We start from the raw sequence: 23599 nt of genomic DNA on the forward strand, positions 1-23599 counted from the left end.
GATGTTGAATAACATAACGGGTAAAGAAAACCTGCCGAAAAACCTAGATAATCAGTTGGTCTTACTGATTTTCCCTGCGCTGCCAGTTTTAATCTTCTCTTTTCTCTTCTATATCTATACTCCTGCAGGCGTGAGCTGGAATGCGGAATGGATACCAAGCCTCGATATCAACCTTAGCTTTAGATTAGATGGTCTTTCATTTCTTTTTGCGGGACTGATCAGTGGGATTGGCGCACTGATTCAAATCTACGCTTTGGCTTATTTACGAGAAAGTGATAGCCGGTTTTCCTTTCATTTGTATCTAACCCTATTCATGCTTGCCATGCTAGGGATTGTGATGAGCGATAACATTCTGTTGTTATTTGTTTTCTGGGAACTCACCACCATCACTTCTTACTTACTGATCGGGTTTAATCACGAAAATAAAACGTCTCGGAAAAACGCCTTGCAGTCGCTGATTGTTACCGGTGCTGGTGGACTAGCGTTGCTAGCGGGTCTTATCTTTCTGGGAGCAATGGCAGGGAGTTATGAGCTAAATACCATTATCGAGCAGGCAGGAACTATTGCGCAGCATGAATGGTTTATCCCATCTCTAGTGCTCATACTACTCGGTGCATTTACTAAATCTGCGCAATTCCCGTTTCATTTTTGGCTACCTAACGCGATGGCAGCTCCCACTCCGGTCAGTGCGTATTTACACTCGGCAACAATGGTAAAGGCAGGCATTTACCTATTAGCACGTTTATCGCCAGTTTATGCCCACAGCGAGATCTGGTTTTATGCTTTAGTCATCACTGGGAGTATCACGGCCATTTGGTGCACATTTGTCGCATTAAAACAAGCTGACTTGAAGCTGATGCTAGCCTACAGCACGAATGTTGCTTTGGGTAAATTAACATTATTACTAGGTATGGGCACAGATTTGGCCGTTAGTGCGGTATTGATGTTTATTCTCGCTCACTCTTTCTATAAAGCTGCGCTGTTTATGGTGGTGGGTAATATCGACAAAGCGACAGGAACACGAGATATTGATCAATTGTACGGTCTGAAGTCAGCTCTCGTCATCAGCATGGTTGCGGGGAGTTTGGCTGCATTGTCTAAAGCGGGGTTCCCGCCGTTGTTAGGCTTTTTGAGCAAAGAATACATGTATAAGTCCGCAGTAGAGCTCAATAATTGGATCGCCTTTGTACTATTAATCGTGAATATACTGATGGTCGCGCTAACCATTATGCTTATTGCGAGACCATTCTTTGCTCGCCGTGATCTCGTGCCGATTGAAACTAAGCCAGTTGAGACAAAAAAAGCCATGTGGATCTCGCCTTTGCTCCTGGCACTTGGCAGTCTCCTGGTCCCGTTATTCGGTTTAAATTGGTTAGATCGCAATATTATTTTTCCGGGCTCTGCTGACATTCTGCCCACAGCAGCTCTTAAAGAGACATCACTATGGCATGGCGTGAATGTACCGTTAGTGTTAAGCGTTATTACGTTAGCGTTGGGGTATGTGGTGTACCGTGTTTATCCAGCTGTGTCTGCATTTTTTCAGCGGTTCCATCTATTCGTCCCCAAAGCGGAGAATATTTTTGAACGACTATTAGATGGCATGATGACAGTGGCGAAGTGGCAAACGGCGCGGTTACAGCAAAAGAAATTGAGTCGCTATGTCCTATTATTTTTCACGGTACTTGCCGTTGCGTTACTGAGTCAGGTAGCGCTTATTCCTCTGCCTTTGGTTGGCGAACTTTCAAGTGTCACTTTCTATGAGATTGGTATTGCCTTATTGTTGATTGGTGCTGCGCTCGTATGTACGTTGTCCCACGCAAGACTTCTTGCGATTTCTGCGCTTGGTATGATTGGCTTCATGACCACGCTTGTTTTTATGATTTATAGCGCCCCGGACGTTGCGAAGACTTTACTGTTAGTGGAAACATTAATGGTGGTCTTTCTTGCATTGTTAATGCGTCATATGCCACGTCTAACCACCGTGCCCAAGCATTCAATAAAACGTAAAGTAGCGAATATTTGCATAGCAGGTGTGATAGGTGTTTCGGTTACTTTACTTTTGTTAGGAATCACGTCTCAGCCGATGGACTCTTCGGTGTCAGATTTCTTTGCAGAAAACAGTGTCCCGGGTGGACATGGGCGAAACATTGTTAACGTTATTCTGGTCGACTTTCGCGCATTTGATACATTGGGAGAAGTTGTTGTCGTTGTTATTGCAGGGATTGCTGCAGTGAGTTTGCTTAAGACAAGAGCGAAAAAGCAAAATCGTATCCAATCATTAATTTTTGCAACCACGGCACACATTGTTTCGGCACTCATGCTCGTATTTTCAGTGTATCTGTTGTTACGTGGTCATAACGAACCGGGTGGTGGCTTTATTGGTGCGTTGATTGCCGTTATTGGTTTATCACTTCTCATGTTCGCGGAATCACCGAAATACGTTCGTTCTAGGTTGTATTTCAAACCGTTTCTCATTGCGTTATCTGGCATCGCATTGAGCTTAGTTTCTGGTGCTTTGAGCTTTGCGTTTGATAAACCGTTTTTGACCGGACTGTGGTGGAAAGACGTGATACCACTAGGGACGCCATTGGTTTTTGATGTTGGTGTTTACCTTGCCGTTATAGGTGGCGTGATGGGTATGCTGCTTCGTATTAATGAGGAGCTAGAGTGATGGAAATAGTCTGGAGTGTTGTCATTGGAGTATTTGTCGCAGCAGGTGTTTATTTAATGCTTGAAAAGCATATCTTGCGCCTTTTGTTCGGCATCATGTTACTCAGTAGTGCGGTTAACCTTGCTATTTTTACCGCTGGAAGGCTGACGCCTGGAGAGCCGCCATTGATTGGCGATAATGCTCTTTTACCACCAGATAGCGCGGCAAATCCTTTACCTCAAGCGCTTATCTTAACTGCGATAGTCATCGGTTTTGGACTACTTATTTTTTCTTTAATGCTGTTCTATCGAGCTTATAAAGACACTGGAACTGCAAACGTCGATGAAATGCAACGTTCTGAGGAGGGTCAATGAGTTCGATTTTGCTTACGTTACCGGTAGTTCTCTCGCTGAGTACGGCGTTGATTATCTTCTTCGTCCGTCGCTCAACAAAAAGTGTTGAGTGGTTGAGCGGTGTAAGTGCGATTTCGAACCTTTTCGTTGCGGGCTTTCTCACAGAAAACATCATAAATAATGGTATTCAAGCCGTTGCTTTTGGTCAGTGGAGTGCGCCATTTGGTATCGTGTTTGTCGCAGATTACCTCAGCGTTGCTATGGTGATGATCACGGCGGTGATTGGTGCGATATGTGTTTTCTACGCGATGGCGGACCTTCACCGAAAGCCCTCCTATAGCAATTACCATGCGTTAATGCACATGTTGCTTGCTGGCGTTTATGGCGCTTTCCTGACTGGAGATATTTTTAATCTGTATGTTTGGTTTGAGGTCATGCTCATTTCATCATTTGGTTTAATGGTGTTAGATGCAACGAAAACTCAAGTTGATGGTGCAGTAAAGTACGTGATGTTGAACCTGATTTCGACGCTGGTATTTTTGCTTGCTATCGGCTTGTTGTATGGCGCAACGGGCACCTTGAACTTGGCCGATCTCTACACCAAAGTAGGGGAAAATGAATTGAGCATCAACATGATGCTGTCCGCGCTATTTTTGTTTGCCTTTTCTATTAAAGCGGCACTCTTTCCTTTATTTGCTTGGTTGCCAGCTTCTTATCACACGTTACCAAGCGGTGTGGTGGCACTGTTTGCCGCGTTGCTTACTAAAGTCGGTGTATACGCGTTGATAAGAGTCTTTACCTTGGTATTTCCGCTCGCCGAGAGTGGTTGGCAACCGACGTTAATTTGGGTCGCAGGGCTAACCATGTTAACGGGCGTTTTAGGAGCGGCTAGCCAATTCGACATTAAGAAAATTCTTTCTTTTCATATTATTAGCCAAATAGGCTATATGATCATGGGGTTGGCTATTTACACTCCCTTAGCTTTAGCCGGTGCCATTTTCTACATTGTTCATCACATCATTGTAAAAGCGAATTTGTTCTTAATAGGTGGATTCATCGAGCGCAAATATGGCTCTAGTCAACTTGAACATTTGGGTGGGGTATACAAAGCTATGCCTTGGTTAGCGTTCTTGTTTCTTGTCCCTGCGTTTTCTCTGGCCGGTTTTCCACCGCTATCGGGTTTCTGGGGAAAGCTATTGGTCATCAAGTCGAGCATACAGGCTGAATATTACTGGTTAGCAGGTACCGCGTTATTGGTGGGGTTGCTTACTGTCTACTCGATGACGAAAATTTGGAGTGAGGCATTTTGGAAAAAGCCATTTAGAGATAAGCCAGAACAGACTCTGCAGGCCAAAGTACATTGGTTGTACTGCGTTCCAATTATTGTATTGACAACGTTGACGCTAATCATTGGCTTAGTGGCGGAGCCTTTTTATCAATTTTCCGTTCAAGCTGCAGAACAACTGTTAAATCCGACTGAATACATCAGAGTGGTGTTAGGAGGAAATGCATGATCTATCTATTCCTCAATTTTTTCTTAGCGTTAGCGTGGATGATGCTTAACGGCAGCTATTCGAGTCTGAATTTTGTTGTCGGATTTACGGTCGGTTTTTTTGCTTTAAGGTTGAGTCAACCATTTGGATTGAAAACGAGCTATTTTCAACGTTTTGCATCTGCATTGAAGTTATTGATGTACTTCGCTTATGAAATGGTTATATCGGTTGCGAAAGTGGTGTGGGACGTCGTGACACCTACTCATTTGAGTCAGCCTGATATCGTTTATGTCCCTCTGGAGGTCGATTCTGATCTAGAAATCACATTACTGGCGAACATGGTTTCTTTAACACCGGGCACGCTTAGTTTGGATGTTACGGCTGATAAAAAGTATCTTATCGTTCATGCCATGTTTGTACCTGAACATGAAGAGGTTATTCGCGGAATTAAAGATGGGTTAGAGCATCGAATTTTGGAGGTGACGCGTGGATAGTTGGCTGCAAATAACGGTCACTTTTGCCTATTCTGGGCTACTACTCAGCTTTGTTATGGCTTTTGCTCGTTTAATTCTAGGACCAACGCTAGCTGATCGAGTTGTGGCGTTAGATCTGATTTCATTTATCACTATCGGATTTATTACGGTTTACACCTTAGACAGCGGTGAGGACGCTCTGTTAGATATCGCCATTACATTAGGTTTGGTCGCATTTCTCGGCACGATCGCATTTGCACGTTTGATCGTTAAAAGAAAGGAGAAAGAATAATGGACGTGTTGATTGGACTATTTTTATGCTTAGGAACATTGTTGACCTTGGTTGCAAGTCTAGGTGTCCTGAGGCTTCCTGATTTGTATACCCGAATGCATGCAGCGACCAAAGCTGGAACTGTCGGAGTGAGCTGCTTGTTATTAGCGGTCGCTTTCTCACTCCCTGAAGTTACCGTGATCTCTCGGGTTATCGGTACGATGTTGTTTATCGTTCTCACTGCGCCAGTCGCCTCCCACCTGCTCGGCAGAGCAATGCGAGAGGTCGGATATAAGATTTGGCGCAATGATTAACCATTAGCGTCGAATAGTACTACGCCCTAGTTGAAATAAACTCGAAGCTGTATTGATGAAGTCGGAAGTAATTGACGGTATATTCAAATGCACGACCATCTTCTAGGTAACCAGTGGACTCAACTTTTAGAATAGGGGAAGCTTCTGATTCATTCAGGTATGAGGCCGTCTCTGCATCTAACAAGTACGGTTTGACAGACTGACTGCTTTTCGCAATTTTCAATCCTTTGCTATTTTCAATGTACTCATATTTAGAACCATTCATTATGGCTATGCTCAAGTCTGGAAATAACATTGCTGGCATATGAGTGACTTCGTAAATTTCAGGCTCATCATTAATACATCTGAGTCTATGTATTTCATATGTATCATCATTGGGCGAGAGATTTAACTGCTTAGCAACCTGCTCATTCGGCTTTTTAAGTTCGAACTTTATGACTTGAGAGCTAGGCGTTTTCCCCTGTTTACTGACTTCCTCGATAAAACCCAGCAAATGTAAGGCATCATGTTGGGCTTTTAGATCGTTTACATAAGTTCCACTACCTCTTGTCCGACTAATTAAATTATTGTCGACCAGAATTTGTAAGCTTTTTCTGATGGTTACGCGGCTTACGGAAAACTCTTCTTGTAAATCACTCTCTTTTGGAAGCATCGATTTCGGTTGTAGTTCCCCATCTTTGATCTTTTTTTCTAATCGTTCCGCAATGTCTATGTATTTGGGTTTCATAATACCTCGCTAAGTCTTGGATCATGATAGCAAGAATGTGATCTGAGATGTAGTTAATACTTTTCCTTAGGATCTTTGTGTGATTTTTATCTCGTATCTTTGTGCTTATACTTTAAATGTATCATAAAAGTATTAATACTTATTTTATACATTTTCAGGATAAACATTTGAGGTAGCGAAATGAAACGTCAAAAATTAACGATTGTTGGTGCTGGCAGTACATACACACTTGGTATGATGAACAGCCTTATTGCCGAAAAAGATAACTTTCCACTCGCAAAAGTCGTGTTTTACGACATAGATGAGAAACGCCAAGAATCGAATGCATTAGCTACTGAAATTCTATTGCGAGAACACTATCCAGAAGTTGAAGAGTTTGTTTATACAACGGATAAATCTGTCGCATTCGCAGATTCGGACTTTTTCTTTATCCAGATCCGCACTGGTGGGTTGGCCATGCGCGAGCGCGATGAACAAATCCCGCTATCCAACTCTTGTGTTGGGCAAGAGACATGTGGCGCGGGAGGAATGGCATATGGACTTCGCTCTATCGGCGACATGATCCAGCTAGTGAACGAGATCCGACAAACGTGTCCAGATGCGTGGATTCTTAATTACACCAACCCGGCGGCAATTGTCGCTGAAGCTTTAAATCGTGAATTTCCGCATGATAAGCGAATTCTAAATATCTGTGATATGCCAGCAGCGATTATGGTCAGCTATGCGCAATTGTTAGGATGTGAAATCTGGGACTTCGTTCCTGAATATTTTGGGCTTAATCACTATGGTTGGTTTACCAAAATTCGTAACAAACAGGGTGAAGACTTAACGGACAAAATTAAAAATATCATCCTAAAAGAAGGGATCAGTGCGGTTGATGCGGAAATAGCGGATGACCCATCGTGGCAAGCCACATTCAAAAACATGAGAACAATGCTTGCTGATAATCCAGAGTTTTTGCCGAATACGTATCTTCAATACTATTTGTACCCTGAAAAAATGGTGGCGAAAGAGGATATCAATAATACTCGCGCAAGGCAGGTAATTAACGGCCGTGAGAAACGAGTGTTCGAATTGAACGCAAGAATAATTGAAGCGGGCACCACGAAGCACGAAACACTGCATGCCGATATCCATGGTCGATACATGGTGAGAGTTGCGGCTTCGCTTGCCTACAACTTGAGCGATGTGTATCTCGTCATCGTACCGAATAATGGTGCTATTACAAATTTACAAAATGACGCCATGGTAGAAGTTCCAGCTGCGCTAACTAGTGATGGACCGAAAGCTTTTACTGTAGGAAAAATCCCAACCTTCCAAAAAGCCATGATTGAGAGCCAACTTGGTTACGAGAAATTAGTCGTGGATGCTTGGTACGAAGGAAGTCAGCAAAAGCTGATTAATGCACTCACACTTAACCGTACCGTGGTTAATGTGCCAAAAGCTAAAGAAATAACAAAACAATTACTAGAAGAAAATAAAGCCTACCTTCCTCAATTTTTTCAATAACAACTGGACGTTCGGGGCCTACTTGTAGGCTCCGTGAATGAAACAAGAGGTTTATATGAAAGACATTATTCAAAGGTTCGGAGCCGCGATGTTTGTTCCCGTTCTATTATTTCCAGCAGCGGGCATGTTATTGGGTTTCTCTGTTGTGCTGTTAAATCAAGAAGTGTTTCCTTGGGCACTAGAGGGGAGTGCTTGGGTTAAAGTCTCGACGATCATTTTACAGGCATCTCTCGCTGTATTTAAAAATATGGCACTTATTTTTGCCGTTGGGTTACCTATCGCTTTAGCTAAAAAAGCATCTGGTCGCGCTGTACTTGCAACACTCGTTTCCTACATTACGTTTAACTACGTTATTGGTGGAATCCTTCAATTTTGGGGACCAGAACTGGGCGTGAACTATACGGAAGGTGAGCGAGGTTTGACTGAAGTTGGTGGCATTCTAACGCTTGATACCAACTTACTAGGTGCCATTTTAATTGCAAGTCTCTCTGTTTGGGTTCACAACCGATTCTTTGATAAAAAGCTACCGGATTGGGCGGCTGTATTTGGCGGAACGCCATTGGTTGTGATCATTAGTTTCCCCATTATGGTCGTGATGGCAATTCTAACTTGTTTGACTTGGCCAAGTATTCAGCATGGTATTAACAATCTGCAATCATTTTTGGTTTCTGCTGGATCGTTAGGGGTATGGCTATTTACGTTTTTAGAGCGAATCATGATACCAACGGGGTTGCATCATTTCGTATATGGTCCCGTTTTTTATGGGCCAGTTGCAGTCGATGGCGGAACGGTTGCCTATTGGATTCAAAATATACAGACATTCGCCCAGAGCTCGGAAAGTTTAACGACACAATTTCCTCAGGGTGGTTTGATGTTGACGGGAATGGGTAAAGTGTTTGGTTGTACGGGTATCGCACTAGCACTCTATTCAGTTGCGAAAAAAGAAAATAAAAAGATGGTGATGGGGTTAGTGCTCGGAGCCGCAATCACAGCAATTCTTACAGGGATAACCGAACCAATAGAGTTTACATTCTTATTTATCGCACCTGCGCTGTTTGCTTTGCATGCGTTGTTATCTGCGACAATGGCAACGATCGCCTTTATGTTTGGTGTTTCCGGTAACTTTCAGACTGGCTTGATAGACTTCATTTTCCAAAACTGGTTGCCTTTGGCTGGTAACCATGCAGGAACATACGTGATTCAGATTATTATTGGTCTCATGTTTACTGGTGTTTACTTTGTTACGTTTCGCGCGCTTATTTTAAAATACAACATACTTACTCCGGGACGTGAAGGTGCAGATAGTAAGTTGTATTCCAAAGCTGACTACAAAGAAGCGAAAGCGGTCCATAACAGTAGCGCAAGTCCGTCACAAGCTAGTGCCTTTATTGAAGGTTTGGGTGGAAAAGAAAACATTGACTTGTTAACTAATTGCGCGACGCGTCTGCGTGTTAAAGTTAAAGATGTCTCTCTTGTAAAGGAGAACGCATTTTTCACACAGCACGGAGCGGTGAATATTGTTAGAAATCAAGAGAGCCTTCAAATCATCGTTGGTTTAACGGTGCCACAAGTTCGCGAAGATATGAGCCAACTGATAAAAGCTTAACCCCCAAACTAATGCTCCAGCTCATATGGCTCAAAGGTGAGATAGAATTATCTCACCTTTTTTGTGTACATGAAGCATATTTCGCGCAGTTTCCACGAAAGTGGGGAGGAGTTATCGAGCGAGCTAAAAATACAGTTAGGTTATACCCGTCTGTATTGTTGGAAGACTTGTTGAGTCTCTAAGTGACAGTGGCGCCACTTTCTATGTTGAAAAGCGTTTTAATTTCTTCCAGCACTTCTGGGTTAGCAATAGCACCAATGTTTTTTACAGCTTGTCCGTTTACCAATTGTTTCACTGCTAGCTCAACCAATTTGCCTGAGCGCGTTTTAGGAATATCACTGATAGCAAAAATTTGTCGTGGGACATGGCGCGGTGAACATTTTGTTTTCAATGTTTGGCGAATTGAATCGGTGAGTTGTTGGGTTAACTCGACGTTGTGAGCGAGTTTTACTAGTAACCAGATTTCTTCAGACTGCTGGTTTAACTTGCCGACAGCGATGGAGTCTTCAACCTCGGGTAACGCGTTCACTTGCTGGTAGATTTCAGCGGTACCGATTCGTACGCCGCCTGGATTTAAGGTTGCGTCACTACGGCCATAAAAAATAAAGCCGCCATGTTCGGTTTGCATCACATCGTCGCCATGGTGCCAGATATCGGTAAACTTGCTCCAATAAGCGTTGTGATAACGTTCGCCGTTGTCGTGCCAGAAGCCAATAGGGAAGTTAGGTAGTGAGTTATTGCAAGTTAGTTCGCCGCGTTGCTGTGTAATGGTTTTTCCCTCGTCGTCCAAAACACGCACATCGATTCCCAGCCCTGCGCCTTGGCATTCACCTTTGTAAACTGGTGAAATAGGGTTTCCAAGTACAAAGCATCCGCAAATATCCGTGCCGCCAGCGATAGAAGCGAGATGCAAGTCCTGCTTGATGTGCTGATAGACATAATTAAATTGTTCTGGGTAAAGCACCGAACCAGTTGAGCACAGAGTTTTGAGTGACTTCAAGTTATGTTCTAGTTTTGGAGAGCAGTTCGCATGCTCCAGTGCCTCTAAGTATTTCGCTGAAGTACCAAACAGCGACACGTTATGTTCTTCTGCTAATCGCCATAAGACGGAGTGATCAGGATAAACCGGACTACCGTCGTAAATCACTAAGGTTGCTCCACTCGCAAGAGCGGAAACATGCCAGTTCCACATCATCCAACCACATGTTGTGTAGTAGAAAACCTTGTCTTGCGATTTGATGTCGCAATGCAGTTGATGTTCTTTGAGGTGATTGAGCAAGGTACCGCCTGCGGAATGGACAATACATTTAGGTTGACCTGTTGTACCAGAAGAATACAAAATGAATAACGGGTCATTAAACAGCGTTGGTTGATATTGAATTGATTGTGGAGAAAAGTGGTGAGTAATATCGGACCAAGAAACAAACTCAGAAGTGCTAGCACTCTCAGCGTTTTGTAAATATTCGATTTGGCATACGCTAATAGTAGTCTCTTCGGAGGCACTGCTTAACTTACTACTAAGAGTGGTGTTCTTGTTCGTCATATCGAAAGCTTTGCCTCCGAACTGGTAGCCATCACAGCAAAAAAGAACTTTCGGTTTGACCTGACCAAAACGCTCTACGACGCTATCGATACCAAAATCAGGAGAGGTTGAAGTCCAAATGGCACCAAGACTGGTGGTGGCCAGCATGGCAATAACGGTTTCAGGAAGGTAGGGCAAATAACCCGCAACGACATCGCTTTTACCGACACCACAATTGAGTAGCCATTGTTGAATGGCAGAAACTTGTTCAAGCAACTGTTTACCGGTGAGTTGTCGGTGTTCACCGCTTTCATTGCTAAAAACAATAAACTCACGCTCTGGTGATTGTTCAGCCTGAGATAGGAGGTTCTCTGCGTAGTTCAGCGTGGCGTCAGCAAACCATACTGTGTCTCTATTTACATGATGATGATTAGAACCTGTTGGTGTCCATTTGGGACTGCCAAGGCTCTTGACTTGCGAACCCATATCTCCGATTACGTTGCAAAACTGCCAAGTATGTCGCCAAAATTCATCATTGTGCTCAATGGACCACTGGTGTAGAGACGTGTAATTGTTGATTACGGTACCTTCGGCTTTGTCTTTATTCACCTTTTCGATGAACCGTAATAAGTTGCTATTGCTGACGCGCTCAGCAGATGGTGACCAAATAGGTGCAGAATTTGGCATAGGTCCCTCTAATTTCAATTCTTTTGAATATGACCAAAAACAAAATAAAGAGGCGAACATAGCAGTGTTCGCCCCTTATCTGATCGTTTAAAGTTGTTCGGCAAGCTGAGGTAGTACCTCAAATAAATCACCAACCAATCCATAGTCGGCAACTTCAAAGATAGGAGATTCTGGATCTTTGTTGATCGCGACAATCACTTTGGATTCCTTCATTCCTGCAAGATGCTGGATGGCACCGGAAATCCCAACCGCTATATAAAGCTTAGGTGCAACGATTTTACCGGTTTGACCCACTTGTAAGTCGTTGGCAACAAACCCGGCATCAACCGCCGCGCGAGAAGCGCCAATGGCAGCACCTAGTTTATCGGCAACTTGTTCGATCAACGCGAAGTTCTCTTTGCTACCGACCCCGCGTCCACCTGACACAACCACCTCTGCCGCGCTTAATTCAGGACGTTCTGACACGGTTTTATCGACAGAAACCAATTCAACCATTGGAGCTGAGATAGTGACCTGCTGATGCTTAATATCAGCTTGGTTGTGACAAGTAACCGGCTCAAACGCAGACGCGCGCACGGTGATGACGCGAACCTTGTCGCTGGTGGTCACTTTGGCAAATGCGTTTCCTGCGTAAATAGGGCGGATAAAAGTGTTTTCATCGATAACTTGGACAATATCGGAAATTTGCCCAACGCCGAACTTCGCAGCTACTCGAGGTGCAAGGTCTTTCCCTTTTGATGATGAGCTAGCCCAGATTGCGTCAAAACCTTCAGCAATACTCACTACAATAGGTGCGATACTCTCGGCAAATTGATGCTTAAGTTGCTCATCATCGACACAAATTACGTTTGATATACCATCAACGCGACAAGCTTGCTGAGCGACTTCTTCACACTGGTGGCCCACTACGATCAAAACATTGTCTTGGCTGACTTGTTTTGCTGCATTAACCACTTTGAGTGTGTCCGCATGCAATTGGTTATTGTCATGCTCTGCTATGATTAAGTTCTTCATGAAATCACCTTCGCTTCGTTACGCAGCTTATCGAGAAGCTCTGAGACAGATTCAACCTTGATGCCACCTTTTCTTTGCGCTGGCGGTGTGACTTCTTGAATGGTTTGGCTAAATACCACTTCAACACCCAGACTGTCAGGTGTGATGGTATCTAACGGCTTGCGCTTAGCTTTCATGATATTAGGCAAAGAGGCAAAACGCGGTTCATTCAGGCGTAAGTCAGTACTGATCACCGCAGGTAAGTTCATCGCGACTGTCATCAAGCCGCCGTCCACTTCTCTCACGACCTGAACTTTTTGATCTTCAATCTTCACGTCGGAAGCGAAAGTTGCTTGAGGCCAGTCAAGTAGGGCGGCCAGCATCTGAGCCACTTGGTTGTTGTCCGTATCAATGGATTGTTTACCCGTAATCACAAGCTGTGCTTGTTCTTGCTCAACTAGAGCTTTGAGCAGCTTAGCAACAACTAATGGCTCTATTTTGTCTTCAGTATCGACATGAATAGCGCGATCGGCGCCTAATGCAAGCGCGGTACGTAGTTGCTCCTGACACTGGCTACCGCCGGCACTGACAACGATGACTTCATCTGCAATACCTTGCTCCTTTAGTCGTACGGCTTCTTCAACGGCTATTTCGCAAAATGGATTAATCGTCATCTTGACGTTATTGGTTTCAACATCGCTATGGTCCGCTTTCACGCGAACTTTAACGTAGGGATCAATGACCCTTTTGATTGGCACTAGTATTTTCACGTTAGATTCCTTTTACAGTGAAGACTATGTGTTAACAGTGAAGACGATGTGATGACGTCTTTAAAATGATGTTAATTTACCTTTACGTTTGCGTCAACTTTAAATATATTGTTGATTAACAAGTTGGCAACATGCAAAGAAAAAGGAATGCAATCATGGAAAGAGACTGCATGGAATTTGATGTTCTGATTGTAGGCGCAGGTCCCGCAGGCTTGTCTGCGGCATGCCGAATCAAACAATTAGCAGCAGAAAAAAAACAAGAGCTCTCTGTTTGCGTGGTAGAAAAAGGTTCTGAAGTTGGAGCGCATATTTTATCGGGTGCGGTGTTTGAAACGCGGAGTTTGGATGAGCTTTTTCCCGACTGGGAAGAGAAAGGCGCTCCGCTCAATACCAAAGTAAACCAAGATAAAACCTACTATCTAGGCAATGACATCAATGGTCATGAACTGCCTTCTTGGGCGGTGCCTAATACGTTACATAACAAAGGTAATTACATCATAAGTTTGGGCAGTCTATGCCGATGGATGGCGTTGCAGGCTGAGAACTTGGGGGTGGAGGTCTACCCAGGTTTTACCGCCAGTCAAGCGATCATCGATGAAGATAGTCGTGTTTGTGGCGTGATCACGGGCGATATGGGATTAGATAAAAATGGTGAACAAAAAGGAAATTTCGAACCTGGTATTGAACTACGAGCGAAGTTTACTTTATTTGCTGAAGGCGCACGGGGGCATATTGGTAAGCAGTTGATTAACCGATTTAATCTTGCTGAAGAGAAAGCGCCTCAACACTACGCTATCGGTTTTAAAGAGCTGTGGGAAATCCCATCAGAGCAGCATCAGCAAGGTTTAGTAGTGCACGGATTAGGTTGGCCGTTATCAAATGAAGCTACAGGTGGCAGTTATCTCTACCATTTAGAGGGAAACCAAGTTGCCGTCGGGTTGATTGTTGACTTGAATTATAAGAATCCGCACTTGAGTCCATTTGATGAGTTTCAACGTTTTAAACACCACCCGTTGATTGAGCAATACCTCAAAAATGGGAAGCGTATTAGCTATGGCGCGAGAGCGATCACCAAGGGCGGCTTTCATTCGCTTCCCACGCAGCAGTTTGCTGGTGGCTTGTTAATTGGCTGTGATGCAGGAACACTTAACGGCGCTAAAATCAAAGGCACACACACCGCAATGAAATCTGGCATGCTTGCCGCTGAAGCAGTATGTGAAGCCCTTGAGAGTCAGTCAGTTACTGCTGATTATCAAAAGCATTTCAAACAGTCTTGGCTGTATGAAGAGCTTTATCAAGCACGTAACTTCTCAAGTGGTATTCACCGCTTTGGATCGTGGCTGGGCGGTGGTTTAGCGCTGCTGGAACATAACGTATTAAAAGGCAAAGCTAAGTGGCATATCCGCTGTGATAAGCCTGATCATCAGTCTCTGTTATTGGCGGAAAACAGCAATGAAATTGTCTATCCGAAGCCTGATGGCGTGTTAAGTTTCGATCGCCTCTCTTCTGTTTATCTATCCAATATCTTCCATGAGGAAGATCAACCATGCCACTTACGACTGGAGAACCAGCGGATTCCTATTGAGCAGAACCTTGAATTATATGCAGAGCCAGCACAGCGCTATTGTCCGGCTGGCGTGTATGAAATCGTACAGGGGGAGCAGCAGCCAGAGCTTCAAATAAATGCGGCCAACTGTATCCACTGTAAGACCTGCGACATCAAAGATCCAAGTCAAAATATTACTTGGACTCCGCCAGAAGGTGGTGGTGGTCCTAACTATCCAAATATGTAAGCGTTTGAGAATAATTTTTATTAACAATTTATTTACTTAAAGTTTGCGTTAGTTCAAATCTTTCTCGATGAACTCGATTGCAACTTAATCTTTCAGGCACTATTCTGATTTTAAATTGACGTTTACGTAAACTGAATACAAAGTTGATGCATAGGTGTAAAAGCGGTTACCAGTATCAAAGTTAGGTTTGATCAAATAGTGCTCAATGGAACGCACTTAAAATAACGAAAGGGAGATCAACTATGGTATCGGAATCGCCTCTGTTGCAGGTAAACGATATTTCATTGGCTTTTGGTGGGGTGAAAGCTTTAACTGATGTGAGCTTCCATGTGAATGAAAAGGAAATCTTTTCAATCATTGGTCCAAACGGTGCAGGTAAAACCTCAATGCTCAATTGCATCTCTGGTCGATACACACCAAACAAAGGCTCTGTAATCTTCGCTGGAGATGACGTAACTAAACGTACACCAAGCCAACGAGCTGAGTTAGGGCTGGGAAGAACCTTCCAAAACTTAGCGCTCTTTTCTCATATGTCGGTACTGGACAACATCATGGTTGGCCGACACCACCTACTGAAAAATAACTTCGTCACGGGGCCACTCTATTGGTTCTCTAATGCGCAGAAAGAAGAGATGGCGCACCGCAAATATGTGGAAGACGTGATCGATTTTCTAGAAATCCAGCACATCCGAAAAGCGACTGCAGGCACCCTATCTTACGGCTTACGTAAGCGTGTAGAGCTTGCTCGTGCCATTGCCTTAAAACCTAAGTTATTGCTGCTTGATGAACCAATGGCAGGAATGAACTTGGAAGAAAAGGAAGACATGGCACGTTACATCATGGATCTGAATGAAGAATTAGATATCACGATCATCATGATTGAGCACGATATGGGCGTGGTCATGGACATCTCTAATCGCGTTTTGGTTTTGGATTTCGGTAAACACATTGCTACGGGTGAGCCTGAAGAAGTGATGGCCAACCCACATGTGAAACAAGCGTACTTAGGCGAAGAGTTACCGACATTAGAGGAGAGTGCATAATGGCACAGCAACATAATGATTGGGCAGATATAACCCGCTTAGATACCTTTCCAAAAGTGTTGCAACACAATGCCAAGAACTGGCCCGAACAAGTCGCAATGCGTGAAAAGGAGTTTGGTATATGGCGAGAGTTCACTTGGAAGGATTATGAAAACCGCGTCAAGTGGATGGCACTGGCACTACAAGATTTAGGTATTGGTGAGCAAGATGTCGTTGGTTTGCTAGGTGATAACCGCCCGGAATGGGTATGGGGCGAGTTAGCGGCACATGCGATCAAAGGTTTCTCGCTGGGCATCTATCAAGATTCTATGCACGAAGAGGTGGCGTACCTTATCAACTATGCCAAAGCAAAAGTCGTGATTGCCGAAGATGAAGAGCAATGCGACAAGCTGCTTGAGCTTGGTGATGAAATTCCTAGCGTTGAATACATTATTTACTGCGATCCTCGTGGAATGCGTAAATACGATGATCCAAGATTGATTGATGTTGAACAGGTCTACAAAAAAGGTCAGCTGATTGATAAAGCGGACCCAGACAAATATCTCAATATGGTTGTTGAAACCAAAGGCAGCGATCTTTCAATTCTTTGTACAACGTCGGGTACGACTTCTAAACCAAAATTGGCTCAGCTACACAGTGGCACGTTCTTGGATCACTGTGCGGCTTACTTGCGTGCAGACCCTCGTTCCCCAGGCGACAACTACGTTTCTGTTCTGCCTTTGCCTTGGATTATGGAGCAGGTTTACGTGGTTGGTCAGGCGTTGATTTCTCGTCAAATCGTTAACTTTGTGGAAGAACAAGAAACCATGATGTCCGACTTGCGTGAAATCGGTCCAAACTTTGTGCTGTTAGCGCCGCGAGTGTGGGAAAACATTGTGGCAGACGTGTCTGCACGAATGATGGATTCGACACCGTTTAAGCAAAAGATGTACAAACTGGGCATGAGCTTAGCCAACAAAGCGTTAGAGCAGGGCAAACGTTCTAAACTCGCCGAATGGATTCTTTTGCGTGCTTTGCGAGACCGTTTAGGCTTTTCGAACCTAACATCTGCTGCAACGGGCGGCGCGGCGATGGGGCCTGACACTTTCCGTTACCTACAAGCTATTGGTGTGCCACTTAAGCAGCTTTATGGTCAGACCGAAATGTGTGGCGCATACACTGTGCACCAAGCGGACGATGTGGATTACGATTCCGTTGGTGTTGCGTTTGATAATGCAGAAGTAAAAGTCATCAACCCGGACAGCAATGGCGTTGGTGAAATTATCGCGAAAAGTACAGGTATGTTTACTGGCTACTTAAACAACCAAGCAGCATATGATGAAGATGTTCAAGATGGTTGGATGCACACAGGCGATGCGGGCTATTTTAAAGATTCCGGTCACTTGGTGGTGATTGATCGTCTGAAAGATATGTCGGAAACCAGCCACGGCAACCGCTACTCTCCGCAGTTCATTGAAAACAAACTCAAGTTCTCGCCGTTTATTGCAGAAGCCGTGGTGGTAGGTAAAGGTCGACCTTGGCTGTCTGCCATCATCTGTATTCGCTATGCGATCGTCGCGAAGTGGGCAGAGCAACGCGGCTTGGCATTTACCAACTACACCAACTTATCTGCTCAACCAGAAGTGTACCAAGCGATTCGTGAAGAAGTTCAAAAAGTGAACGAATCCCTACCGGATGCACAGAAGATCAGCAAATTCATTCTACTTTACAAAGAGCTGGATGCCGACGATGGCGAGTTAACTCGTACGCGTAAAGTGCGTCGTGGTGTGGTTGCAGAGAAATACGGAGACATCATCGAAACCATCTACAGCGACGATCCAAAAGTCGATGTCGATACAGTGATCACTTATCAAGATGGCACTAAAACACGCATTCAAACGTCGCTAGTTATTGAAACGCTTATTGAGCATGAGCCAACACTAGTGGATAGCGAACAACGGAGGATCGCATAGTGAATACGGATTTATTACTGCAACTCGTCATTAATGGCGTGATCGTTGGCATGTTGTATGGCGTTGTCGCCATGTGCTTTGTATTGATTTACAAATCGACCCAGGTGGTCAATTTTGCTCAGGGTGAGTTCTTGTTGATTGGCGCGTGGGTATGTTGGGCGGCATTGGTGCACCTACAGTTACCGTTCTTTATTGGCTTTTTACTCACGCTCGCGTTCATGATGATTTTTGGTATCGCCGTGCAAACCATTGTGCTCAGACCGTTGATTGGTGAACCGATTATTTCTGTGATCATGGTGACCATCGGTCTATCGATGTTTTTCCAAGCGCTGATGAAGTGGATATTTGGCGTCTCTGCTGTGTCGTACCCGCAAGTGTTTGAAACCAACGTGGTGAATATCGGAGGTTTGAATGTTGAGTTTGCTTACATTCTGAGTTTGATCTTCTCAATGCTCATCATGGGCGCGTTTTACTGGTTCTTCAAATTCAGCAAAATGGGTCTGGCAATGCGCGCAACGGCATTTAACCAGCAAGTAGCCCAGAGTCTTGGCATTTCCATCAAGAAAGTGTTCGCCATCAGTTGGGCCATTTCGGCAATGGTATCTGCAACAGCAGGGATTGTTATCGGTATCGTTAACGGCGTATCTGACGCGCTATCCATTATTGGTATCAAAGTTTTCCCAGCCGTTATTTTAGGTGGCTTAGATTCGGTAGTCGGCGCAATTGTCGGTGGTATCACCATCGGGGTGCTAGAAAACTTGGCTGAGTTTTTTGATAGCCAATACCTGCAAGTGGGTAACCTGTACAACATCGCACCATTCTATGTGCTGTTAATCATTCTTGCCTTCAAGCCATATGGCCTGTTTGGTACCAAAGATATTGAGCGTATTTAAGGAGAAATAACATGGCTCAACTTAGCATGCGCCCATGTGGGGATTTTCGAACCACATACAAAAGCGATACGCCAATTTTTGAAACCAAAACCATCAGAAGCCTTGCGATTGCTGGTGTCATCGCCATGCTGGCAGCACCGCTGGTCTTGGATATTTACTTCCTAAACCTGTTTATTCAGATTGCATACCTCGGTATCGCGGCATTGGGCTTAAACATTCTGGTTGGTTTTACCGGACAAATCTCGCTAGGTCACGGTGCGTTCTTTGGCTTTGGCGCCTTTGCATCGGCTTGGTTAAATAACCAGTTTAACATTCCAGTCGTGTTTGCGATTCCGCTCGCGGGTTACTTAACCATGATTGTGGGGATGCTGTTTGGTCTGCCAGCGGCTCGAATTAAAGGTTTATACCTAGCTATCGCAACGTTGGCGGCGCAGTTTATTCTAGAGGACTTCTTTGCTCGCGCAGATTGGTTCAGTGGCGGCTCATACGGTGCTAGCGCGAACCCAATTAATTTGTTTGGCTTTGAGTTTACGACTGACGAAAGCTTTTTCTATATCGCTCTGTTTGCGCTGATCTTCATGTATATGTGGGCATCAAACTTAATCCGTTCTCGTGACGGTCGCGCGTTTGTCTCAGTACGAGATCACTATCTGTCAGCAGAGATCATGGGCATCAACCTAACTAAGTATCGTCTGCTCTCATTTGGAGTGTGTGCATTCTATGCAGGCATCGGGGGCGCACTCTACGGACATTATCTAGGGTTTGTATCAGCAGAAGGCTTCACCATCATGATGTCGATCCAGTTTTTGGCAATGATCATCATTGGTGGCTTAGGCTCAGTCAAAGGTACGCTGATGGGGACGATATTTATCGTACTGCTGCCTGAAGTTTTAGAGTTTGGCGTAACGGGGCTTTCAGCGTTTGGTGATACCACCGCTTTCACTGATGGTCTGGCTTACTTCAAAGAAATGGCGATTGGTTTAGTCATCATGCTGTTCCTCATTTTCGAACCTCAAGGATTATCGCATCGCTGGCAACAGATTCGAGCATATTGGAAACACTATCCGTTCTCATATTAACGTGGAATTAAGTGGAATATACCTCAATAACAAGGACAACGAGTTATGAACAAAGGACATTTAGCGACAACGTTGGTGCTGTCATCTGCACTGTTTACTACCGCAACTTGGGCAAAAGATTCTGTGTTTGTCGGGCAATTAGTCGATTTTTCTGGACCAACGGCCTATGTGAGCAAGCCCTATGGTTCTGGCGTGCGAGATGCATTGCGTTGGATTAACCAAAACGGTGGCATTAACGGTACCGAGCTCGAATTTGAAACAGTAGACATGGCGTACAAAGTACCAGTGGCGATTTCCAACTATAAACGTTGGGTGGCGCGTAAAGACATGGTTGCGCTGCAAGGTTGGGGTACGGCGGATACCGAAGCACTTATTTCGTTTGTTACCAAAGACAAAGTGCCGGTGTTCTCTGCTTCTTATTCTGGTCACTTAACTGACCCAACTGGCAAAAACCCAAAAACCGCGAAACCAGCGCCTTATAATTTCTTTTATGGTGCGTCGTACTCAGATGCGTGCCGTGCGCTAGTTAAGTGGGCGAAAGAAGATTGGGAATCTAAGGGCAATCAAGGTGCGCCGAAATTTACGCACATTGGCGATAACCATCCATTCCCGAATGCGCCAAAAGAAGCGTGTGCAGAGTACGCTAAAGAGCTTGGTTTTGATGTGCAAAACCCAGTCGTTGTGTCACTAAAACCAGGGGACTTCAAAGCGCAATGTTTGTCGCTGAAAGAGTCAGGCACCAACTACGGTTACATTGCTAATATCGGTAGCTCGGTTATCTCACTAGTGAAGTCTTGTAACACGGTTGGGACAGAGTTCCAGTACATGGCAAACATTTGGGGCGGCGACAAGCCAGTGCTTGAAGCAGCAGGCGATGGCCTTAAAGATTACGTTTTCCCGGGTATGACGGCGTTTTGGGGAGATGATAATGAGGGCATGAAGCTGGTTCGTGAGATTTCTAAGCAGTCTGAATCAGAGCCGGGCGAATTCAGAACTCACCATTACATTCGCGGTATTTGTTCTGCGTTCTATATGAAAGAAGCAATGGAGTGGGCGAAAGACAACGGTGGCATCACAGGTGAAAACATCAAGAAGGGCATGTATGTCCATGACAACTGGGTACCACAAGGCTTAGAAGGTGTTTGTGTCCCTGCGAACTGGAAACCGGAAGATCACCGAGGCACAACAACTGTGAACGTCTTTATGGGCAACAACGATGGCGGCGCAGTTGATATTAAGAAAGTATCTCAGGTGACATTGTCACGTCGTGACGATTGGCTAGGTTACTAATTTACGACTTATTAATAACAAAGCCTACTGAAAATAAGGATGGGTGAGAGAACACTCTCACCCTAGCAAGGAGTAGTTTGATGGCTGAATTAGCAACGAATATCGAACCGGCAGAAATACTGCTTTCAGTGAACAACATTGAAGTCGTCTACGACGAAGTAATACTAGTACTTCGCGGTGTGAGTTTAGAAGTTCCAAAAGGGCAGATTGTGACCTTACTGGGCGCCAACGGTGCGGGTAAATCCACAACGTTGAAAGCCATTTCTGGTTTATTGAAAACCGAAGATGGTGAAGTGACGCGCGGCGAAATCAACTTCATGGGCGAGCGTATAGACAACAAAAGCCCGGAAGAGATCGTCCGTTCGGGCATCTTCCAAGTTATGGAAGGGCGCCGAATTGTTGAAGATATGACGGTAATAGAAAATCTTCGCTTAGGCGCTTATACACGCACTGACAACGAAGTTGAACAAGACATCGAAATGGTGTTTGACTATTTCCCGCGACTCAAAGAGCGCACTGGCCTGGCGGGCTATTTGTCTGGCGGTGAGCAACAAATGTTAGCGATTGGCCGAGCATTAATGGCTCGACCGAAGATGATTTTGTTGGACGAACCGTCTATGGGGCTTTCTCCACTGCTAGTTAAAGAAGTATTCAGCATTATTAACAAGATCAACAAAGAGCAAGGTATTACCATGCTTTTGGTTGAGCAGAATGCCAACTTCGCTCTTCAAGCGGCCGATTACGGTTACATCATGGAATCAGGCAAAATCGTACTAGATGGCAGCAAGCACGAATTGCTAAACAATGAAGACGTAAAAGAATTCTACCTTGGCGGCGGCGATGAAGATCGCAAGAGCTTTAAGAATCTGAAATCTTACAAACGTCGTAAGCGTTGGTTGTAAGGAGCAAGGATGAACGAACTATTTGATGCGAAAGAATCGTTGTCTCTACAGGCGCGAGAAGAGTCGCTGTTTCAACGTTTGCCAGCACTGATTGAGAATTCGAAAGCCAATAGCGAACATTACGCAGCGCATTTTTCTGAGTTAGATCCTACATTGGCAAACAATCGTGAAGGGCTTGCTCAGCTCCCGATTACACGTAAGTTCAATGTACCTAATCAGCAGCAACTTAAACCGCCGTTTGGTGGCTTAAATAGCGTTGCCATTGGTCAAATGGCGCGCGTATTCCAATCTCCTGGGCCGTTATATGAGGCTCAAACGGATGAGGCCGATTTCTGGCGTATGGGGCGCGCGTTTCACGCTGCTGGGTTCTGTGCGGGTGATTTAGTGCATAACACGCTCTCTTACCATTTCTCTCCTGGCGGATTTATTATGGATGGTGGCGCAAGGGCTTGTGGCTGTGCGGTATTTCCGGCTGGAGTAGGCAATACCGAAGCGCAAATAGAGGCAATTAAACAGCTTCAACCTAATGGTTACACTGGCACACCTTCTTATTTGCTGACGTTGCTACAAAAGTACCAAGAGAAATACAATGAGCTGCCTAGCTTTGAGAAAGCTCTGGTCTCTGGTGAAGCGGTTACAGCAGACATGCAACAGATGTTTGAGGAAAAAGGCATTGCAGTCTTTCAAGCCTACGCAAGTGCAGAGCTTGGTTTGATTGCTTATCAAGTGTCTGGTGAACAAGGATTAGTGATTGCCGAAGATATTATTGTTGAAATCGTTGATCCTGATGGTGTTCCTGTACAACCGGGAGAAGTCGGTGAAGTCGTTGTAACGTCGCTCGATGAGAAGTTCCCGCTGATTCGCTACGCAACGGGAGATTTATCGGCATACCTAGAGACAAGTTCTGATTCTTCACGCACGAATGCACGAATTAAGGGCTGGATGGGACGAGCAGACTCCGCGGTGAAAGTAAAAGGGCTGTTTGTTTATCCGCATCAGATCCAAGAAGTCTGTCGTCGCCACGATATTAAAGGCTCCTTGAAAATTGAGCGCGATGGCTTCAACGATGCCATTACTTTCTGTTGTCATGATGTGCATGTATCAGCAGAGGACATTCAAGCAACACTCCAGTCTGTCACTAAACTGAAAGGCAATGTCCAGTTTGTACCGAACCAAGCGGAGCAGCCGTTAATCAATGATCTTCGCAGTTAACTCATTGGTGGCATAAGTGCAGTAGAAAGTGGTTGTCATAAAAAACTAACAACGTCAGACAAAAGGC

Annotated in this window: 20 protein-coding genes; 16 read left to right on the plus strand and 4 right to left on the minus strand. The window is 44.7% G+C overall.

Annotated features, from left to right (window positions below):
* Position 1: 1 nt before the first annotated feature.
* Genes mbhE through mnhG form a run of 6 tightly spaced genes read left to right on the plus strand, consistent with a single transcriptional unit; the run spans position 2 to position 5554 of the window.
* Entirely contained in the window at positions 2–2671 is a 2670-nt protein-coding gene (gene mbhE / locus R7Q11_RS02070) for a hydrogen gas-evolving membrane-bound hydrogenase subunit E (RefSeq protein ID WP_225466144.1), read from the plus strand.
* Positions 2671–3024, plus strand: a complete 354-nt coding sequence (locus R7Q11_RS02075) for a Na+/H+ antiporter subunit C (protein ID WP_104980551.1) — start codon at positions 2671–2673, stop codon at positions 3022–3024. Before mbhE ends, R7Q11_RS02075 begins: the two co-directional genes overlap by 1 nt.
* The gene (locus R7Q11_RS02080; protein ID WP_213885480.1) at positions 3021–4517 is read left to right on the plus strand and encodes a Na+/H+ antiporter subunit D; all 1497 of its coding nucleotides are present in this window, start codon (positions 3021–3023) and stop codon (positions 4515–4517) included. Before R7Q11_RS02075 ends, R7Q11_RS02080 begins: the two co-directional genes overlap by 4 nt.
* The gene (locus R7Q11_RS02085; RefSeq protein WP_138940130.1) at positions 4514–4990 is read left to right on the plus strand and encodes a Na+/H+ antiporter subunit E; all 477 of its coding nucleotides are present in this window, start codon (positions 4514–4516) and stop codon (positions 4988–4990) included. Before R7Q11_RS02080 ends, R7Q11_RS02085 begins: the two co-directional genes overlap by 4 nt.
* Positions 4983–5261 (plus strand): cation:proton antiporter, encoded by a 279-nt coding sequence (locus R7Q11_RS02090; RefSeq protein WP_005373317.1) that lies wholly within the window; start codon positions 4983–4985, stop codon positions 5259–5261. Before R7Q11_RS02085 ends, R7Q11_RS02090 begins: the two co-directional genes overlap by 8 nt.
* The gene (gene mnhG / locus R7Q11_RS02095) at positions 5261–5554 is read left to right on the plus strand and encodes a monovalent cation/H(+) antiporter subunit G (RefSeq protein WP_005373314.1); all 294 of its coding nucleotides are present in this window, start codon (positions 5261–5263) and stop codon (positions 5552–5554) included. The genes R7Q11_RS02090 and mnhG overlap by 1 nt, the downstream gene beginning before the upstream one ends.
* A 19-nt stretch (positions 5555–5573) precedes the next feature.
* Here the strand turns inward: mnhG and R7Q11_RS02100 are convergent, their stop codons facing one another.
* The gene (locus R7Q11_RS02100) at positions 5574–6281 is read right to left on the minus strand and encodes a GntR family transcriptional regulator (protein WP_054730587.1); all 708 of its coding nucleotides are present in this window, start codon (positions 6279–6281) and stop codon (positions 5574–5576) included.
* 180 nt (positions 6282–6461) lie between these two features.
* Between R7Q11_RS02100 and R7Q11_RS02105 the strand changes: the two genes are divergently transcribed.
* The gene (locus tag R7Q11_RS02105; RefSeq protein WP_005373308.1) at positions 6462–7790 is read left to right on the plus strand and encodes a 6-phospho-alpha-glucosidase; all 1329 of its coding nucleotides are present in this window, start codon (positions 6462–6464) and stop codon (positions 7788–7790) included.
* A 55-nt stretch (positions 7791–7845) separates the two neighbouring features.
* Positions 7846–9396, plus strand: a complete 1551-nt coding sequence (locus R7Q11_RS02110) for an alpha-glucoside-specific PTS transporter subunit IIBC (protein WP_053308067.1) — start codon at positions 7846–7848, stop codon at positions 9394–9396.
* A gap of 178 nt (positions 9397–9574) precedes the next feature.
* Here the strand turns inward: R7Q11_RS02110 and R7Q11_RS02115 are convergent, their stop codons facing one another.
* The 3 genes from R7Q11_RS02115 to R7Q11_RS02125 all read right to left on the minus strand — a co-directional run bounded on the left by R7Q11_RS02115 (position 9575) and on the right by R7Q11_RS02125 (position 13368).
* Positions 9575–11605 (minus strand): acetoacetate--CoA ligase, encoded by a 2031-nt coding sequence (locus tag R7Q11_RS02115; protein ID WP_213909509.1) that lies wholly within the window; start codon positions 11603–11605, stop codon positions 9575–9577.
* 87 nt (positions 11606–11692) lie between these two features.
* Positions 11693–12619, minus strand: coding sequence for an electron transfer flavoprotein subunit alpha/FixB family protein (locus R7Q11_RS02120; RefSeq protein WP_017820355.1), 927 nt, complete (start codon positions 12617–12619; stop codon positions 11693–11695).
* Positions 12616–13368 carry an electron transfer flavoprotein subunit beta/FixA family protein gene (locus R7Q11_RS02125; protein WP_005386149.1) on the minus strand — a complete coding sequence of 251 codons (753 nt, stop codon included), beginning with the start codon at positions 13366–13368 and terminating at the stop codon, positions 12616–12618. Before R7Q11_RS02125 ends, R7Q11_RS02120 begins: the two co-directional genes overlap by 4 nt.
* A gap of 155 nt (positions 13369–13523) precedes the next feature.
* Here R7Q11_RS02125 and R7Q11_RS02130 point away from each other — a divergent pair, with 155 nt between their 5' ends.
* The 8 genes from R7Q11_RS02130 to R7Q11_RS02165 all read left to right on the plus strand — a co-directional run bounded on the left by R7Q11_RS02130 (position 13524) and on the right by R7Q11_RS02165 (position 23532).
* Positions 13524–15161, plus strand: coding sequence for an electron transfer flavoprotein-ubiquinone oxidoreductase (locus R7Q11_RS02130; RefSeq protein WP_225466145.1), 1638 nt, complete (start codon positions 13524–13526; stop codon positions 15159–15161).
* A gap of 242 nt (positions 15162–15403) precedes the next feature.
* Positions 15404–16204 carry an ABC transporter ATP-binding protein gene (locus tag R7Q11_RS02135; RefSeq protein ID WP_005373297.1) on the plus strand — a complete coding sequence of 267 codons (801 nt, stop codon included), beginning with the start codon at positions 15404–15406 and terminating at the stop codon, positions 16202–16204.
* Positions 16204–18156: a long-chain fatty acid--CoA ligase gene (locus R7Q11_RS02140; RefSeq protein WP_213885482.1), complete on the plus strand. Its 1953-nt coding sequence runs from the start codon at positions 16204–16206 to the stop codon at positions 18154–18156. Before R7Q11_RS02135 ends, R7Q11_RS02140 begins: the two co-directional genes overlap by 1 nt.
* Entirely contained in the window at positions 18156–19049 is an 894-nt protein-coding gene (locus R7Q11_RS02145) for a branched-chain amino acid ABC transporter permease (protein WP_005373295.1), read from the plus strand. Before R7Q11_RS02140 ends, R7Q11_RS02145 begins: the two co-directional genes overlap by 1 nt.
* 11 nt (positions 19050–19060) lie before the next feature.
* Entirely contained in the window at positions 19061–20128 is a 1068-nt protein-coding gene (locus R7Q11_RS02150) for a branched-chain amino acid ABC transporter permease (RefSeq protein WP_005382737.1), read from the plus strand.
* 45 nt (positions 20129–20173) lie between these two features.
* Entirely contained in the window at positions 20174–21418 is a 1245-nt protein-coding gene (locus R7Q11_RS02155; protein WP_005373285.1) for an ABC transporter substrate-binding protein, read from the plus strand.
* An 80-nt stretch (positions 21419–21498) separates the two neighbouring features.
* On the plus strand, positions 21499–22320 hold the full coding sequence (locus R7Q11_RS02160) for an ABC transporter ATP-binding protein (protein WP_005373283.1): 822 nt from the start codon (positions 21499–21501) through the stop codon (positions 22318–22320).
* Between the two features lie 9 nt (positions 22321–22329).
* Positions 22330–23532, plus strand: a complete 1203-nt coding sequence (locus tag R7Q11_RS02165; protein ID WP_170890151.1) for a phenylacetate--CoA ligase family protein — start codon at positions 22330–22332, stop codon at positions 23530–23532.
* Positions 23533–23599: the final 67 nt, after the last annotated feature.

It is taken from the genome of Vibrio sp. 970 (genome assembly GCF_033339075.1).